We start from the raw sequence: 15,348 nt of genomic DNA, 5'->3' as shown, positions 1-15,348 counted from the left end.
GATGCCGGACGGAAGCAACGACACGGTCTTGAAGCCTTCGCCGCAGCAGGCCAGCGGCACCCCGGCGCCGATCGCGCCGCCCGCCAGGCCCCGCCGGCGCGGCCTGCGCCTGGTGCTGCTGGCCGGGGTACCGCTGGTGGTCGCGGCGGTCGGGCTGGTGCTCTACGCCATGGGCGGCCGCTACGCCGGCACCGACAACGCCTATGTCCATGCCGACACCGTGTCGGTCGCGCCCGAGATCTCGGGCCGGCTGGTCAGCATCGACGTGGCGACCAACCAGCCGGTCAAGGCCGGGCAGGTGCTGTTCCACATCGACGACCGGGCGCCGCGCTATGCGCTGGAGCGCGCGGAGGCTGCGATGCGCAGCGCCACCTACGACTACCAGGGCATCAAGGCCAGCCTGGGCCAGGCGCGGTCGCTGATGCAGGTCTCCGCCGCCGGCGCGGCCTATGAGAAGCGGGAGCTCGACCGCACCTCCGCCCTGGCCAAGAGCGACAACGCCTCGCAATCGGCGCTCGACCAGGCCAGCATCCTGTTCACCGCGGCGTCGATCTTCGTCCAGGTGGCGCAGAGCCAGATCGACGTCACCCTGGCCAAGCTGGGCGGCGACGAGACGCTGCCGCTGGAGAAGTACCCGCCCTACGCCCAGGCCGTGGCGGACCGGGACCAGGCCCAGCTGGACCTCGACCACACCCAGGTCAAGGCGCCTTTCGACGGCATCGCCGCCAAGGCCGATGCGGTGCTGCCCGGGGCCATGGTCGCGGCCGGGACGCCGGTGCTGGCCGTGGTGCGCTCCGACAAGCTGTGGATCGACGCCAACCTGAACGAGACCGACCTGACCAACGTCAAGGTCGGCCAGCCGGTGGCGGTGACGGTCGACACCTATCCGGGTGTCACCTGGGCTGGCCGCGTCGCCAGCCTCAGCCCGGCCAGCGGCGCCGAGTTCTCGCTGCTGCCGCCGCAGAACTCCAGCGGCAACTGGGTCAAGGTCACCCAGCGCATCCCGGTCCGCGTCCTCGTCGACACCGCCGGCAAGCCGCAGCTGCGCGCGGGCATGAGCGCCGAGGTCGCGATCGACACCGGCCATGCCCGCGGCCTGCCTTTCCTCGGAGGCACGGCGTTCGGAGCGCAATGAGATGGCGGCCCCGGGCGAAACCATCCCCCATCGCGGGATGATCACAGTCTGCGTGATGCTGGCCACCATCATGCAGGCGCTGGACACTACCATCGCCAACATCGCCCTGCCCTACATGCAGGGCAATCTCGGCGCCAACCAGGACCAGATCAACTGGGTCCTGACCTCCTACATCGTCGCCGCGGCGATCATGACGCCGCTCACCGGCGCCCTGGTCAGCCGCATCGGCCGCAAGAACCTCTTCATCGTCTCGGTGATCGGCTTCGTCGTGGCCTCGGTGCTGTGCGGCCTGGCCCAGAACGTCACCGAGATCGTCGGCTTCCGGCTGCTGCAGGGCGTGTTCGGCGCGCCCCTTGTGCCGCTGTCCCAGGCCACGGTGATTGACATCAACCCGCCGGAGCGGCGCGGCCAGGCCATGGCGATCTGGGGCGTCGGCGTCATGGTCGGGCCGATCCTGGGCCCTGTGCTCGGCGGCTGGCTGACCGACCATTATTCCTGGCGCTGGGTGTTCTACATCAACGTGCCGATCGGCGCCCTGGCGCTGGCCGGGGTGATGATCTTCATGTCGGACACCGGCAAGCAGGCGGCCAAGCGCTTCGACTGGCTCGGCTTCGCCTTCCTCAGCCTCGGCATCGGCGCGCTGCAGATGATGCTCGACCGCGGCCAGGACCAGGACTGGTTCAATTCGCTCGAGATCATCATCGAGCTGGTGCTGGCGGCGCTCGGCTTCTACCTCTTCGTCGTCCATCTGCTGACGGCGGAGGCGCCCTTCGTCCGGCCGGCGCTGTTCACCGACCGCAACTTCGTGGTGGCCATGGTGGTGATGGCGATCGTCGGGTCGATCTACTATTCGATCATGGCCCTGGCGACGCCGTTCCTGCAGACCATGCTGGGCTATCCGGTGGTCACGGCCGGGCTGGTGATGGGCCCGCGCGGCATCGGCACCATGGCTGCGATGCTGGTGGTCGGCCGGCTGATCGGGAAGGTCGACACCCGCCTCCTGCTGCTGCTGGGCCTGGGCATGATCATCGGCTCGCTGTGGCGGATGAGCGGCTACAACCTCGACATCTCCTCGACCGAGTTCATGATCGACGGGCTGGTGCAGGGCGCCGGGCTGGGCCTGGTCTTCGTGCCACTGTCGACGATGGCCTTCTCGACCTTGCCGCGGCTGTTTCTGGACGAAGGCGCCGGCATCTACAGCGTGTCGCGCAACCTCGGTAGCTCGATCGGCATCTCGGTCGTCACCGCGCTGCTGACCCGCAACATCCAGACCAACCACCAGCTGCTGGGCGAGCATGTCAACGCCTTCAGCCCGGCGGTGCAGCAGCTGCCGGACATGATGGCGCCTGGCACGGCGACCGGCCGGGCCATGATCGACCAGCTGGTCAACCAACAGTCCTCGCTGATCGCCTATATCGACGACTTCAAGCTGCTGATGGTGCTGGCGATCGCCGCCATCCCGCTCCTGTTCCTGCTGCGCAAGCCCAAGGGCGGCGGCGCCGCGCCGGCGGTGCAGGTGCACGCGGACTGACGGCGGGTCGTCTCGGCAGGACTGGCCTCCCATCGCCGCGCCGGACCGTGTACGGTCGATCGGCATATCGACAGGAGCGACCGATGGGACCTGGAACGCCGAACCCCTACTGGATCCGCACGACCACACGGAAAGAGGAAGAAGCGGTCGTCATCAGCGTCGAGGATCTCGCCCGGACGCTGCTCGATACCGACAAGTTCCTGGAGGCCGGTACGTGGGGGGCGCTCGACGTGCCGGGGATCATTCCCCTGCTGCGAGACACCAGGTCGGGTGCTGAGCTGTTGCGGGAACTGGGGCTGAAAGGGGGGTACTTCACGAAGGAGATCAACGGCCGGACCTACGTGATCCTGCGGGGTTATGCGGGGCTGCGCAAGGTACTCAGCGCCAGCCGATACCTGCCGACGAATCCGAAGGTGATCGCGTATGGCCTGACCCCGGCAGCACAGGCAACAGGGGCGGCGGTGAGCGTCATCATCACCATCGTCGCCCTGGTGCCGCTGGAGATCATGCGTTACGTGATGGATGAGCAGACGCTCAGCCAGACCTTCGGCGAGATCCTATCCGGCATCATGGTCTCGGCCCTGGCGAGTGCAGTCACCTTCGGCATTGTGTCCCTCACGGCTTTGACAACTGCTCCCGCTTGGATGGCTGTCGGCGGCGTTATTGTTGTCGGAATGGCTGTCAATGTCGTGCTGCACTTGTTGGGCGTCAAACCCGCCATTTCGGCATTTGTTTCCATGGCGCTCGACCGAGCCGCTCAACACTTGGCTGAAGAGGAGGCGCGGAAAGCTCGCAGTCAGCGCATTTTGGGACAATTTGACCACTCCAATCCGGGGTTGAGATACGGTCCGTGGCGCGGCCTGATTGGGCCACGATAGTGACGGATAGTGGTCTCCTGGCACGCTTCGCAGCTCTGCACGTCCGGCCAGGCATAAGGCCCCGTTGGTGGGTGGTCCCTGCATGGCTGTTCTATGATGCATTGGGTCTTTTCGTATTCACCTGGATTATCATCGAACCCCAAAAAGTCGCCGCTCAACTGGCGGCGCATACCGACGTGGTGAAGATTGCGTTGCCAGCAGCCTTCTTCTCATTGTCCGGCATATTCCTGCCGATGATGCATATCGTCACTCTGCTTGCCCACTGGACGAAACGCCGCCGAAAGCCGGCTCTTGGGTTGAGAGAGAAGCAATGGTGGTCGGTTTTGGGAGTCATTTTCGTTGCTTTGATCTTGCTCTCGTTGATTGCCAACTGGACGATCGGTGTTCCCCTCCGCGAACGAGCGGCGGCTGCCGGCTACATCGAATGCGGGAGCCTGTTCGACCGGGAGGATCGCCAACGGGTTAGGGCGACCTATGCACTGTCCGCTGATCTCTGCCGCCAGGCCGGATTCAAGCGCAGCCGGATCGAGCCGGATTTCGACACCCCGCGGTCGCCGGGTTGAGGGCGTTATGACGAACGGCGACGGCATTCTTGCGCGCCTTGTGTCCTGGCACACGTATCCTGGAACCAAGGCGCCATGGTGGGGTATCCCCGCACTGGTGCTGTACGACGCTTTCGGCTTCCTCAGCCTCGGCTGGGTCGTCTTCGACCTGCAGAAAGCCGATGCCGGATTGGCGGTGCACGCCGACATCGTGAAGATCATGCCGGCTGCCGGCATCGTCATTCTGTCGCTGCCCGCCTTGTTTCCTGTGACCCATGTCATCGCCGTGATCGTCAATATTGGACGACGGCGCCCACGGCGGCGGCCGGTGTTCGGACTGAAGGAAAACCAATGGTGGCGGATCATGGCGATCCTGGCCGCGGCCTGGTTTCTCATCGCCGTAGCCGCCGCCTGGATGATCGGCGGCCCCCTGCACGGAAGGGCCCTGGCGTCCGGCTATATCGATTGCGAGAGTATTTTCGAGCCGGCGAATCCGGGCGGCCGGGGCGGACCTCCCCCCACCTACGTCCTTTCGGCAGATCTATGCCTCAAGGCCGGATTCCGGCGTAGTCGGAACCGGACCGGATCCTGACACGCCGCGGCCGCAATCCGGTTCGTGATCGACCTGTGGTCTGAGGGACTCCTGTCCGGCGGTCAGTACTGCAGCCGGGTCGGGCGGTCGGTGTACAGAAGCTGATGGCGCTCGCTGGCCTCCGCCCAGCTCTTCGGCATCCGAAAGCCGTCGAGGAGGACCTCGTCGACCGCCGCCCGCATCTGCCGGGCGCAGATCTCGGCCGGGACGCGGCCGACGCCGGTTCCCATGCCGGGGAAGGCGATGGCGCGCAGGCGGTCCGACAGGCGTTCCCCGATGGGCAAGGTGCCGTGCCTCGCCAGCAGCAGCACGGCGCGGGTCGCGAGATAGGGATTGATCGTCTCCGGCCCCAGCACCATCGGCACCCGCATGGTCGGCGCGGCGATCAGGTACGGCTGCGCCGGGTCGCCGGTCTCGACCGCCTCGGCGCCGTCGACCAGCAGTTCGCCATGATGCCGGTCCAGGATCAGGCGGCGGAGCCGGGTCTGGACCTCGACCCCGAACCGGTCGAGATACAGCGCGTCGATGCCGCCATCCATGAAACCGTAGCTGTTCGCCGGGCTGACCACGGCGTCGCAGGCGACATCGAAGATCGAGCCGCGATGGACGCTGACGTCGCCGAGACCGGCGAAGGCCTTCTCCCAGGCGTCGGCGAGCCGGTTCTCGGTCGCGGCCAGGACTATCTTCATCTTGGGCCCTTTCCAGAACGCCAACGGCTGACAGCAAGTCGTCTGGTGGCACTGCTTGGACCTCGACGAGGGCGAGGCGGCGATCCGAGCGCTTCTGACTTTGAAGCGCACCCAACCACTTTGAGCAATAACCGAACCAAAATCTGTCATGCCCGGGCTTGACCCGGGCATCCAGAGAGCGTCGACATCTTCTGGATTGCCGGGTCAAGCCCGGCAATGACAGTAAAAATGGAACTCCCTGTTGGGAAACTTCTTGAAGCCCCTACCCGTTAAACACCAGCCGGTACTTCGCAAATCCGTCGCCGGCGTCGCCGGCGGGCTCGATGGTCAGGCCGGGCGGCACCGCCTGGGCGGCGGCCGGGGCGCCGGGGAAGGTGACGACCACGGTCTTCGGCAGCGGCGCGAAGCTCCAGTTGCCGTCGGCGGTCGGGTTGATCCGGCCCTGCTCGTGGATGAAACGCACCAGCACGTCGCGGTTGGTGTCCGGCGCCTCGAGCACGATGTTCTCGCCGTCGAGCCCGGGAAAGCTGCCGCCACCCCCGGCGCGGTAGTTGTTGGTGACGACCACGAAGTCCTGCTTCTCGTCGATCGGCTTGCCCTGGAACTGAAGATCGACGATGCGGTGCGCGTCCGGCGCCACCAGCTTGCCGTCGCCGTCGTAGCGCGAGGGCTTCGTCAGGTCGATGCGGTAGGTGACGCCGTCGATCACGTCGAAATTGTAGGATGGGAAGCCGGGGTCGATCAGCGGCTGCTCCCCGGTTGTCGCCGGGTCGATCCGGTTGAAGATGCCGGCCGACCGCTCCAGCCATTCCCGCACGACGGCGCCGGAGACGCGCACTGCCCGCACCGTGTTCGGATAGAGATACAGATCGGCGACGTTCTTGATCGCGATCGGCCCGGCCGGGACGCTGGTGTAGTAGTCCGGCCCGCCGCGCCCGCCGGCCTTGAACGGCGCGGCGGCGGAGAGCAGCGGCAGACCCGCCGCCGGGGTGCCGGCCAGGAGCGGCGCGACATACCAGAGCTGGGCCTGGCTGACGATCTGGACCGACGGGTCGTCCGCCACCAGGGCGAAGTAGCTGGTGATCGGGGCCGAGATCTCGCCCACCGGCTGGCGCACATAGGCCAGGGTGGCGTCGTGCTCCGGCTGCGCCGCGGCGAGGATCTCCGGCCGCGATTCGACCAGCGGCGTCACCTTGCGGTCCTTGCGCTGGTAGATCGGCCGGGCCTCGGATTTGAAGGCGGCGACCTTCCAGGCGGCACCGTCGCGCTCCAGCTCCAGGTCGATGATGCCGAGATGGCTGCCCCAGAACCCGGCCATCACCGCCGGGATGCCGTGCAGCGTGCCGCGCTCGGCGTCGACGCCGTCGATATCGGCGAAGTCCGGGCCGGGGAAGACCAGGTGCTGATGGCCGGTCAGGATCACGTCGATGCCCGGCACCTCGGCCAGGAACAGGGCCGCATTCTCCTCGCCGCCCTCGCGCGGGCCGCCGGCGATGCCGGAATGGCACAGCGCCACCACCAGCTCGGCGCCCGCCTGGCGCAGCTCCGGCACGTACTGCTTCGCCGCGTCGACGATGTCGGTGGTGGTGACATGGCCGGCGAGATGGCTCTGGTCCCACTGCATGATCTGCGGCGGCACGAAGCCGATGACGCCGATCTTCACCGGCACGGCGGCGCCGGTGTCGTCCTTCAGGCTGCGTTCCAGGATCTTGTAGGGCGGCAGATAGGGGCTGCCGTCGGTCTTCAGCAGGTTGGCGCAGACCAGCGGGAAGTTCGCCCCCTGCATCATCGCCTTGCCGAGATAGTCGAGGCCGTAATTGAACTCATGGTTGCCCATGGTGCCGCAGTCATAGGCCAGCAGGTTCATGGCCTTGACGATCGGGTGCACCGCGCCGCCGTCCAGGCCGCGCTGATAGGCCATGTAGTCGCCCATCGGGTTGCCCTGGATCACGTCGCCATTGTCGAACAGCAGGACATTGCCGGCCTCGGCCCGGGCGGCGGCCAGCACCGCGGCGGTGCGGGCCAGGCCCATCGTGTCGTCGCCCTTGTCGCGGTAGTAGTCATAGGGGAAGACGGCGACATGCAGGTCCGTCGTCTCCAGGATCCGCAACGTCAGCTTTGACGTCGCGGCCCGCAGCGCGGCGGGGGCCAGGCCGATCGCGGCGGCGGCGACGCCCGCCTTCAGGGTGGTGCGGCGGGTGAGGTCGGGCATGCGGCGCTCCTGCGGCTGGGACGCCGCAGTCTAGAGCGAAGCAGGTCGCGGTTCCTAGAGCACCGCGAGGTCCAGCCGAAGCAGCCGCTCCGGGTCGGCGATCGCCTCGATCGCGGTGATTCGGTCTTCCTCGATGGTGAAGCGGAGCGCCAGGAACAGCCGACCCTGCGGGGCCACGACCGCGCCCACCGCACCTTCGATCAGCGCCGGCCTGGCACCGGTGGCGCGGCCCAGGAAGAAGCGGGCGACGGCATCGGCGCCGCGGATCTCGCCTGGCCCGCCCGCCCGCACCGCGGCGGCGTCGGGGCGGACCACGATGCCGGGGTCGAGCACCGCCAGGAGATCCTCGAACCGGCCGCCACGCGAGGCCGCCAGGAAGGCATCGACGACCTGGCGCCGGCGCGCGAGGTCCGCGTCGGGTGTCCGTGGCGCGCCCTGCACCCTGCGCCGCGCCCGGCTGGCCAGCTGCCGGGTCGTGGCCGGGGTGCGGCCGAGGACCGGCGCGATCTCGTCGAAAGGCAGGTCGAACATGTCGTGCAGCACGAAGGCGACGCGTTCGGCCGGGGCCAGGGTCTGCAGCACCACCAGCAGGGCCAGGCCGACCGAATCGGCCATCGCCGCCTCGTGCTCGGGATCAGCCTCCGGCCCGGAAAGCGGCTCGGGCCCGTCCGTCTCCAGCGGCTCCTCGCGCCGGGATCGGCGGCGGCGCAGATGGTCCAGGCACACCCGCGCCACCACCGTGGTCAGCCAGCCGCCGAGATTGGCTACATCTTCGAGCTCGGCGTGGCTCAGCTTCAACCAGCTCTCCTGCACCGCGTCCTCGGCCTCGCTGAGCGACCCCAGCATGCGGTAGGCGACCGCGCGCAGATGGGCCCGGTTGGCCTCGAACTGCCGCGCCAGAAATTTCGTCTCGTCCATCGGTCACACTCTCCGCTGCCGGATCCGTCAGGACCATGACGACCGCAGCCCGCGCCGATGTGACAGGCCGGGCCGGCGCGGTCGAGACATGCAACCAAGGAGACGGATGATGCAGGCCCGAATGAAGAACCCGGCGCTGGTCCTGCCCGAAGCCCTGCAGGCGCTGACAGCCTTGTGGAAGGCGGTGGAGCAGGCCGGCCTGCCGCCGGCGACGATCGACCTGGTCAATCTGCGCACCAGCCAGATCAACGGCTGCAGCGTCTGCGTCGAGGCCGCCTTCACCATGAAGAAGGACAAGGCCGATCCGCGGCTCTACGCCGTCACCGCCTGGCGCGACATGCCGCATTTCAGCGACGCCGAGCGAGCCGCCCTGGCGTTGGCCGAGGCGGTGACGCGGGTCAGCGAGCGGGGCAACGGCGTTCCCGACGATGTCTGGGCCGAGGCTGCCCGGCACTATGACGAAAAAGCGCTGTCCGCACTGATCCTGCAGATCGCGCTGGAGAATGTCTGGAACCGGCTGAACACCGCGGTGCGGCAGCCGGCGGGGACGCCCTGGAGCTGACGTCGGGGCCGCACCGGGCGGGGCGTGGACCGCCCCGCCCGGTCGCCGCGGTCAGCCGGTGGTGGTATCCTCGGTCGGCGCCTCCGGGCCGTTCTTCTTGATCGACTCGATCGCGTTCTTGGCCGAGGCCTTGCTGGAATAGCCCTCGGTCGAGAAGATCGTCTCGGAGTTGTACTTGAACCGCACCCGGAACTCGCCGGCCTTGTCCTTGTAGATTTCGAACTTGTGCGCCATGGGTCGTCCCCTCCGGGATTGAGACATTCGCCCGGCAGTTTGATCGCGATATCCCAATATTCGCAAGCCGCTTTCTTGACGGCCGGCAAGGTTTCAGGCGGCCGGGGTGAACTGATAGGGCGTGGCGCCGCGCAGATTCTCGTCCACCGACAGCACATGGTTCAGCGGCGGGAAGGCGCGCTGGTCGCAATCCGGCCGCTCGCACAGCCGGCAATGCAGTCCGATCGGCGCCGCCGCCTCGTCGGAGGCGAGGTCGATGCCGTCGGCATAGACCAGCTGCGCCGCATGGGCGATCTCACAGCCCAGCGCCAGGGCGAAGCTCTGCCCCTGGGCGCGGAAGCCCGCGCCGGGCTTGGACACGGTGCGGGCGATGGTGAACCAGCGGCTGCCGTCCGGCAGCTCCGCCACCTGGATCTGGACCCGACCGGGCGAGCGGAAGGCGTCGGGCAGGATCCATAACGGGCAGGCGCCGCCCATGCGGGCGAAGGCGGAGTTGGTGGCGCCCAGGCGCTTCGACACGTTGCCGGCCTTGTCGCTGCGGATCAGGAAGAAGGGCACGCCCTTGGCGCCCTGGCGCTGCAGCGTGGTCAGGCGGACCGAGACCTGCTCGAACGACGCCTCGAAGCGGCTTTGCAGCACCTCGATGTCGTAGCGCAGCGCCGTCGCCGCCCGCCAGAACCGGTCATAGGGCATCATCACCGCCCCGGCCAGGTAGTTGGCCAGGACGATGCGGCCGAGGCGCGACGCCTCGGGGCCGGAGAAGCCGACCGGCGCCACCATCTCGTCCAGCAGCGCCCGGTACTTGATCAGCGCGATCTGCACCGCCAGGTGGAAGCTGCGGCTGGGCAAAGGCAGCATCTCGGACAGCAGGATGCGGCGGCCGTGCCGGTCGTAGCGCCGGCGCACCGGCCCCATCACCTCGACCGGCATCACCTTGACCCGCAGCGTCAGCTCTTCGTCCAGGTAGCGGATCAGCCCCGGGAACAGGGCGCCGGGCTCGATCGCGCCGGCCTGCCAGACCTCCTCCGCCGCCGTCTCCAGCTCCGGGAAATGGTGGCCATGCGCCTGCACCCAGTCGCGCACCTCGTCCAGCGGCGAAGCGCCCTCGGCGATGTCCGGCGCGGACTGCTTCTCGGCCAGCAGGCGCAGCGTCTCGCGCCCCTCGCGAAAGGCCTGGTACAGGGCCAGCACCGCCTCGGCCGCCGCCGGGGCCTGGGCCGCCAGGTCGATGATGTCCTGCCGCTTCAGCCCGGCGGTGCCTGGCCGCGGCGTGGCGAACAGCGGGTCGCCGAACACTTCGGACAGGCCGCCGACCAGCCGCTCGCCCTCATCCTCGGCGAAGCTGGCGAGGTCGAGGTCGAAGATCTGGCCCAGCTTCAGCAGGATCTCGACCGTCACCGGCCGCTGGTTGCTCTCGATCAGGTTGAGATAGGAGGCAGAGATGCCGAGCCGCTCGGCCAGCTGCGCCTGGTTGACCTCGCGGTCGCGCCGCAGCCGCCGGATCTTGTGCCCCAGCATCGCCTTGCGCGCCGCCATCCATCTTCTCCGATTTACAAAACTGTTATCAACAAACTTTACAACCTTTCCTTTTCACGCTCAACGCCACGTTGACGCTGCGTCGGGCCGCACCCAACATCACTCCCATCACCGCAGCGCAGCATCGCGCGCCGTCCGGACCGGAATGAAAAGGATTTACAGATATGGCTCCCCTCGACTCTCCGACCCCGATCCGAACCCAGGCCGGCCGGTTCGACGGCATCGTCCGGGACTACGCCCCGGCGGATGTCGACCGGCTGCGCGGGTCGGTGCGGATCGAGCACACGCTGGCCCGGCTCGGCGCCGAGCGGCTGTGGGAGCTGATGCACAAGCGCGACTTCGTCAATTCGCTGGGCGCCACCAACGGCACCCAGGCGATGCAGCAGGTCCGCGCCGGGCTGGAGGCGATCTACCTGTCCGGCTGGCAGGTCGCGGCCGACGCCAACACCGCCGGCCAGATGTATCCGGACCAGAGCCTCTACCCGGCGGATTCGGTGCCGGAGGCGGTGAAGAAGATCAACCGCACGCTGCAGCGCGCCGACCAGATCGAGCATGCCGAGGGCGGCGTCAAGCGCCACTGGTTCGCACCGATCGTGGCCGATGCCGAGGCCGGCTTCGGCGGCCCGCTGAACGCCTTCGAGCTGATGAAGGCGATGATCGAGGCCGGCGCCGCCGGCGTGCATTTCGAGGACCAGCTGGCGTCGGAGAAGAAGTGCGGCCATCTCGGCGGCAAGGTGTTGGTGCCGATGCGCAGCTTCATCCGCACCCTCAACGCCGCCCGCCTCGCCGCCGATGTGATGGACGTGCCGACCGTGCTGCTGGCCCGCACCGACGCCGAGAGCGCCAAGCTGATCACCAGCGACATCGACGAGCGCGACCATCCCTTCATCGACCGGACGACCCGCACCGAGGAAGGCTTCCATCCGATCAAGCCGGAGAACCGGATGGAGTACTGCATCGCCCGCGGCCTGGCCTTCGCGCCCTATGCCGATCTCTTGTGGATGGAGACGTCGAAGCCGGATCTCGGCCAGGCCAAGCGCTTCGCCGAGGGCATCCACCGGCAGTTCCCGGGCAAGCTTTTGTCCTACAACTGCTCGCCCAGCTTCAACTGGAAGGCCAATCTCGACGACGCCACCATCGCCAAGTTCCAGCGCGAGCTCGGGGCCATGGGCTACAAGTTCCAGTTCATCACCCTGGCCGGCTTCCACAGCCTGAACTTCGCCACCTTCGAGCTGGCGCGCGGCTACAAGGACCGGCAGATGGCGGCCTATTCCGAGCTGCAGCAGGCGGAGTTCGCGGCCGAGGCGAATGGCTACACCGCGACCAAGCACCAGCGCGAGGTCGGCACCGGCTATTTCGACGCCGTCAGCCTCGCCATCTCCGGCGGCAAGGCCTCGACCACCGCGCTCCGCGAATCGACCGAAGCCGCCCAGTTCCACTGACCATCCGCGCCCTTAGGAGGACACGACCATGACGCACCGCTTCTGGATCATCGGCGGCGAATATGCCGACACCCGCTTCGACCGGCTGATCGACGGCACCGAGAGCCTGCAGGGCCCGTTCGAGAATTACGACGAGGCGCTGCACGCCTGGCGGCAGCTGGCCTCGGCCACCACCAGCAACGCGCATCAGCGCTATACCATCGCGCATGAGGGCGCCCGCTAGGGTTCTCTGATCCGCGAGCGGGCCGGACGGCGCGGGCGCACCGTCCGGCCCATCCCCACGAAGCCGACCCTTCAGAAGACCCCGCTGGGGCCCGGCCGATCCGTTCGGCCGGGCCCGTTTCTCTATAGTCCTGGCCTCACTTGATATAGGTCCGGACATCCATCGGCACGGACTCGTTGATGGGAAGCTGGTCGCGCGGGATCTTGAGGTGCTTCGCCACTGCCCAGATGTCGTAATCGATGTCCCCATCGATGTTCTTTTTGCTGCTGTCCGTCCAGGTCTTCTCGGCCAGGATCTTGAGGGCGTTCGTCTGCTGGTCCTTGTTGCCGCCGGCGACCCTGTTGACATAGGCGTTGATGATCTGCTGCCGGCAGGGACCGTTGTCCTTCGTGTCGAAATTCTGTGGCAGCAGGTTCGACACGGCAGCGAGCGGATCCTTGGCGCCGTTGACGTAGTCGTTGATCCACCGGTTGCGCGTCTCCTGATCCGGCGCGGCCTGCAGGCTGGCTGCGAACTTCTCGGGCGACGAGGTGTCGGGCTTGGCAGCGGCGGCCGGGTCGCCCGGCTTGGCGTCCGTGCCTTCCGGCGGAACCGGCAGCATGACGAAGTCGGGCTTCAGATCCCCGTCATGATAGGTCTGGATCAGATCCGGATTGCCGATGTGCTCGTTCAGCGCGACGACGCTCGAATTGATGTCCTTGGGCGCGATGCCGGCCTCCGTGCCCATGCGCCACTGCGAATCGCCGGCTTCGGGCACCTGGACGGTGCCGTTCTTGAGCAGATCCTGGGCGTCCTTCAAGCCATGCTGCGTGGCCAGGCCGTTCAGCGTCTGCTGCCATTGCTGCTGCTGGGCCGGGGACACCTCATGGGTCTTCCCGTCCTTTCCCACCAGCGAGAACTTGTTGTCCTTATAGGTGACCGTCAGCGACATCGACACCTCCCCACACTGGGCGCCACGATAGGCAGGCTCTGGCCTGTTCGGCGTCGGCCGGGCGAGGGCCGCGCGCGATTCTCCGGCCAGGGCCAGGATTGAATTCCGGATTCTCCCCCAGAATACTCACAGCAACCCCGGCCGAAGGCAAATGTTCCGTAACGTTTATGGCGGTTCGGTGGCAGCAGGGTGCAATTTTCGTCCAGCAAGTCGTGGGTGTGTAGAGATTTCAGCTTGGTTCGATTTCGGTCCCAGATCCGCCGAACCTTGTTGCAGTCAGATCGCATAGTTTCTTAGGCGCGTTCTGGTCAACAACTGAATTCGACCGATTCCTGATGAAATTGAGAAGCCGAGATGACATGGAGACGTCGATGCAGATTGCCGACTGCATTCTGCCAATCAAGCCTCAGAACTGGCGAGACTGCGACCGATTGGCCGACAAACACTCTGTCTCTGGGATTGTCTGGTTGGACACGCTCATATCCGTTTGCCGGCAATTTCAATCAACCTTGAGAGAGAAAGCTCAATATCGGCTCAAAGTCATTTTATTGCGCATGATTACATAATATTATATATTGACGTTTTGAATCTCCTCGCCACCAGCGGCGGTGGGAGATCGAACGGAGGGAATCTCTATGCTCAAGCGAGTCCTTGCCGAGGCGTTGGGGACGTTCTGGCTCGTTCTCGGCGGCTGCGGCACTGCGGTCCTGGCCGGATCGCATGTCGGATTCGGCGGTGTCGCCGCGGCCTTCGGCCTCACCGTCCTGACCGGCGCCTATGCCCTCGGCCGGATTTCCGGTGGTCACTTCAATCCTGCGGTCACGGTCGGATTGTGGGCCGCGGGCAAGACCAGTTCGGGCAACGTCGTGCCCTATCTCGTGGCCCAGGTGGCCGGCGCGATCGTCGCGGCCTGGGTGATCTTCGTCATCGCCTCCGGCAATCCCGCCTTCGACATCACCAAGGGCTTCGCCCTGAACGGCTACGGCGCCGGATCGCCTGATGGCTACGGCCTGACGGCGGCCCTGGTCTGCGAGATCGTGCTGACCGCGGTCTTCCTCGTCGTCATCGTCGGTGTCGTCAGCAGCCCGGCGACCGCGCCCTTCGCGCCGATCGCGATCGGCCTGGCGCTGACGCTGATCCACCTGATCTCGATCCCGGTCACCAACACCTCGGTCAACCCGGCGCGCAGCACCGGCGTGGCGGTGATCGCCCAAGGCTTGGCGCTGCACCAGCTCTGGTTGTTCTGGGTCGCACCGATCATCGGCGGCTTCATCGGCGGTCTTGTGGGCCGTTTCCTGGCCGAGCCGGAAGCCTCGATCAGCGCGGTCTCGACCCCTCCGGCAGCCCCGGCGGAGTGAGCTGAGGCTGGGCTGGCGCCCGGTCCCGCCGGGCGTCAGTCCAGCGTCTTCTCCATGAACAGGCTCAGCGGGTCGGGCCCGTAGCTGCCGAACGGGCCGCAGTCGCGATAGCCGAAGCGGCGATACAGGCCGATCGCCTCCGGCTGGTGGATGCCGGTCTCCAGCTGGATCAGCCGGACGCCGAGGCCGCGGGCCTCGTCCTCGATCCGGGCCAGCAGGTCGCGGCCGACCTTCAGGCCCCGGGTCGCCGGGTCGACGAACATCCGCTTCAGCTCGGCCTGGCCGGCGCTGCCGATCCGCAGCGCGCCGCAGCCGACCACCCGGCCATCGCGCCGGGCCACGAAGAAGCGCATCTCCGGTTGCTCCAGCGAGGCGATGTCGAGCATGTGGTTGCTCTCGGCGGGGTACAGGCTCGCCATCAGGGCATCCGATTGGCGGATCAGGTCCAGCACCGCGTCCTGGCGCGGCGGTTCCGGGGCGATGAGGGTGGCTGTCACGATACGGAACCTCGGTCGTTTCCATCCGACTATAGCCGCGGATGGCGGTGGGCGAAGGGCTTTCCTCT

General features: G+C 67.1%; 16 protein-coding genes. 9 read left to right on the top strand and 7 right to left on the bottom strand.

Annotation, left to right across the window (positions count from 1 at the left end; genetic code table 11):
* The first annotated feature begins 1 nt into the window (after nucleotide 1).
* The 5 genes from FFK22_RS12835 (at nucleotide 2) to FFK22_RS12815 (ending at nucleotide 4,678) form a co-directional block, all read left to right on the top strand.
* A complete protein-coding gene (locus FFK22_RS12835) occupies nucleotides 2–1,135 on the top strand; it encodes an HlyD family secretion protein (RefSeq protein WP_138891250.1) in 1,134 nt (377 codons plus the stop codon).
* 1 nt (nucleotide 1,136) lies between these two features.
* Complete coding sequence (locus FFK22_RS12830; RefSeq protein ID WP_138891249.1) at nucleotides 1,137–2,666, top strand: DHA2 family efflux MFS transporter permease subunit; 1,530 nt, start codon at nucleotides 1,137–1,139, stop codon at nucleotides 2,664–2,666.
* A gap of 83 nt (nucleotides 2,667–2,749) precedes the next feature.
* Nucleotides 2,750–3,544, top strand: a complete 795-nt coding sequence (locus FFK22_RS12825) for a hypothetical protein (protein ID WP_138891248.1) — start codon at nucleotides 2,750–2,752, stop codon at nucleotides 3,542–3,544.
* Nucleotides 3,545–3,615: 71 nt separating this feature from the next.
* Complete coding sequence (locus FFK22_RS12820; protein WP_143956815.1) at nucleotides 3,616–4,107, top strand: hypothetical protein; 492 nt, start codon at nucleotides 3,616–3,618, stop codon at nucleotides 4,105–4,107.
* A 7-nt stretch (nucleotides 4,108–4,114) separates the two neighbouring features.
* Nucleotides 4,115–4,678: a hypothetical protein gene (locus FFK22_RS12815; RefSeq protein WP_138891246.1), complete on the top strand. Its 564-nt coding sequence runs from the start codon at nucleotides 4,115–4,117 to the stop codon at nucleotides 4,676–4,678.
* Nucleotides 4,679–4,740: 62 nt separating this feature from the next.
* Here the strand turns inward: FFK22_RS12815 and FFK22_RS12810 are convergent, their stop codons facing one another.
* The 3 genes from FFK22_RS12810 to FFK22_RS12800 all read right to left on the bottom strand — a co-directional run bounded on the left by FFK22_RS12810 (nucleotide 4,741) and on the right by FFK22_RS12800 (nucleotide 8,497).
* Complete coding sequence (locus tag FFK22_RS12810; protein WP_138891245.1) at nucleotides 4,741–5,367, bottom strand: macro domain-containing protein; 627 nt, start codon at nucleotides 5,365–5,367, stop codon at nucleotides 4,741–4,743.
* Nucleotides 5,368–5,629: 262 nt separating this feature from the next.
* A complete protein-coding gene (locus FFK22_RS12805; RefSeq protein WP_138891244.1) occupies nucleotides 5,630–7,579 on the bottom strand; it encodes a bifunctional 2',3'-cyclic-nucleotide 2'-phosphodiesterase/3'-nucleotidase in 1,950 nt (649 codons plus the stop codon).
* A 54-nt stretch (nucleotides 7,580–7,633) separates the two neighbouring features.
* Nucleotides 7,634–8,497: a sigma-70 family RNA polymerase sigma factor gene (locus FFK22_RS12800; RefSeq protein WP_138891243.1), complete on the bottom strand. Its 864-nt coding sequence runs from the start codon at nucleotides 8,495–8,497 to the stop codon at nucleotides 7,634–7,636.
* 109 nt (nucleotides 8,498–8,606) lie between these two features.
* On the opposite strand from FFK22_RS12800, the gene FFK22_RS12795 reads away from it, so the two are divergent.
* A complete protein-coding gene (locus FFK22_RS12795; protein ID WP_138891272.1) occupies nucleotides 8,607–9,059 on the top strand; it encodes a carboxymuconolactone decarboxylase family protein in 453 nt (150 codons plus the stop codon).
* Between the two features lie 51 nt (nucleotides 9,060–9,110).
* On the opposite strand, the gene FFK22_RS12790 is transcribed toward FFK22_RS12795, so the two are convergent.
* Together FFK22_RS12790 and FFK22_RS12785 are read right to left on the bottom strand one after the other, a co-directional pair.
* Nucleotides 9,111–9,293 carry a YegP family protein gene (locus tag FFK22_RS12790; RefSeq protein WP_138891242.1) on the bottom strand — a complete coding sequence of 61 codons (183 nt, stop codon included), beginning with the start codon at nucleotides 9,291–9,293 and terminating at the stop codon, nucleotides 9,111–9,113.
* Nucleotides 9,294–9,386: 93 nt separating this feature from the next.
* The gene (locus FFK22_RS12785; RefSeq protein ID WP_138891241.1) at nucleotides 9,387–10,829 is read right to left on the bottom strand and encodes a short-chain fatty acyl-CoA regulator family protein; all 1,443 of its coding nucleotides are present in this window, start codon (nucleotides 10,827–10,829) and stop codon (nucleotides 9,387–9,389) included.
* Between the two features lie 164 nt (nucleotides 10,830–10,993).
* Between FFK22_RS12785 and aceA the strand changes: the two genes are divergently transcribed.
* On the top strand, nucleotides 10,994–12,271 hold the full coding sequence (gene aceA / locus FFK22_RS12780) for an isocitrate lyase (protein ID WP_138891240.1): 1,278 nt from the start codon (nucleotides 10,994–10,996) through the stop codon (nucleotides 12,269–12,271).
* Nucleotides 12,272–12,299: 28 nt separating this feature from the next.
* Nucleotides 12,300–12,494, top strand: coding sequence for a DUF4170 domain-containing protein (locus FFK22_RS12775; protein ID WP_138891239.1), 195 nt, complete (start codon nucleotides 12,300–12,302; stop codon nucleotides 12,492–12,494).
* 136 nt (nucleotides 12,495–12,630) lie between these two features.
* Here FFK22_RS12775 and FFK22_RS12770 read toward each other — a convergent pair whose 3' ends face one another.
* The gene (locus FFK22_RS12770; RefSeq protein ID WP_138891238.1) at nucleotides 12,631–13,425 is read right to left on the bottom strand and encodes a hypothetical protein; all 795 of its coding nucleotides are present in this window, start codon (nucleotides 13,423–13,425) and stop codon (nucleotides 12,631–12,633) included.
* A gap of 635 nt (nucleotides 13,426–14,060) precedes the next feature.
* Between FFK22_RS12770 and aqpZ the strand changes: the two genes are divergently transcribed.
* Nucleotides 14,061–14,783, top strand: a complete 723-nt coding sequence (aqpZ, locus tag FFK22_RS12765) for an aquaporin Z (RefSeq protein WP_138891237.1) — start codon at nucleotides 14,061–14,063, stop codon at nucleotides 14,781–14,783.
* Nucleotides 14,784–14,818: 35 nt separating this feature from the next.
* Here the strand turns inward: aqpZ and FFK22_RS12760 are convergent, their stop codons facing one another.
* Nucleotides 14,819–15,280 (bottom strand): GNAT family N-acetyltransferase, encoded by a 462-nt coding sequence (locus tag FFK22_RS12760; RefSeq protein WP_138891236.1) that lies wholly within the window; start codon nucleotides 15,278–15,280, stop codon nucleotides 14,819–14,821.
* Between the last annotated feature and the right edge of the window lie 68 nt (nucleotides 15,281–15,348).

The sequence above is a fragment of the Mycobacterium sp. KBS0706 genome (assembly GCF_005938675.2).
In the GTDB taxonomy this organism is placed as follows: Bacteria; Pseudomonadota; Alphaproteobacteria; order DSM-16000; family Inquilinaceae; genus Inquilinus.
The sequence above is the reverse complement of the archived record's forward strand: the minus strand, read 5'-3'. Positions and strand labels throughout refer to the sequence as shown.

What these genes read in the sequence shown, in the direction of transcription:
- FFK22_RS12835 (WP_138891250.1), top strand. Translation starts at nt 2, where the DNA reads ATGCCGGACGGAAGCAACGACACGGTCTTGAAGCCTTCGCCGCAGCAG.
- FFK22_RS12830 (WP_138891249.1), top strand. Translation starts at nt 1,137, where the DNA reads ATGGCGGCCCCGGGCGAAACCATCCCCCATCGCGGGATGATCACAGTC.
- FFK22_RS12825 (WP_138891248.1), top strand. Translation starts at nt 2,750, where the DNA reads ATGGGACCTGGAACGCCGAACCCCTACTGGATCCGCACGACCACACGG.
- FFK22_RS12815 (WP_138891246.1), top strand. Translation starts at nt 4,115, where the DNA reads ATGACGAACGGCGACGGCATTCTTGCGCGCCTTGTGTCCTGGCACACG.
- FFK22_RS12810 (WP_138891245.1), bottom strand. Translation starts at nt 5,367, where the DNA reads ATGAAGATAGTCCTGGCCGCGACCGAGAACCGGCTCGCCGACGCCTGG.
- FFK22_RS12805 (WP_138891244.1), bottom strand. Translation starts at nt 7,579, where the DNA reads ATGCCCGACCTCACCCGCCGCACCACCCTGAAGGCGGGCGTCGCCGCC.
- FFK22_RS12800 (WP_138891243.1), bottom strand. Translation starts at nt 8,497, where the DNA reads ATGGACGAGACGAAATTTCTGGCGCGGCAGTTCGAGGCCAACCGGGCC.
- FFK22_RS12795 (WP_138891272.1), top strand. Translation starts at nt 8,607, where the DNA reads ATGCAGGCCCGAATGAAGAACCCGGCGCTGGTCCTGCCCGAAGCCCTG.
- FFK22_RS12790 (WP_138891242.1), bottom strand. Translation starts at nt 9,293, where the DNA reads ATGGCGCACAAGTTCGAAATCTACAAGGACAAGGCCGGCGAGTTCCGG.
- FFK22_RS12785 (WP_138891241.1), bottom strand. Translation starts at nt 10,829, where the DNA reads ATGGCGGCGCGCAAGGCGATGCTGGGGCACAAGATCCGGCGGCTGCGG.
- aceA (WP_138891240.1), top strand. Translation starts at nt 10,994, where the DNA reads ATGGCTCCCCTCGACTCTCCGACCCCGATCCGAACCCAGGCCGGCCGG.
- FFK22_RS12775 (WP_138891239.1), top strand. Translation starts at nt 12,300, where the DNA reads ATGACGCACCGCTTCTGGATCATCGGCGGCGAATATGCCGACACCCGC.
- FFK22_RS12770 (WP_138891238.1), bottom strand. Translation starts at nt 13,425, where the DNA reads ATGTCGCTGACGGTCACCTATAAGGACAACAAGTTCTCGCTGGTGGGA.
- aqpZ (WP_138891237.1), top strand. Translation starts at nt 14,061, where the DNA reads ATGCTCAAGCGAGTCCTTGCCGAGGCGTTGGGGACGTTCTGGCTCGTT.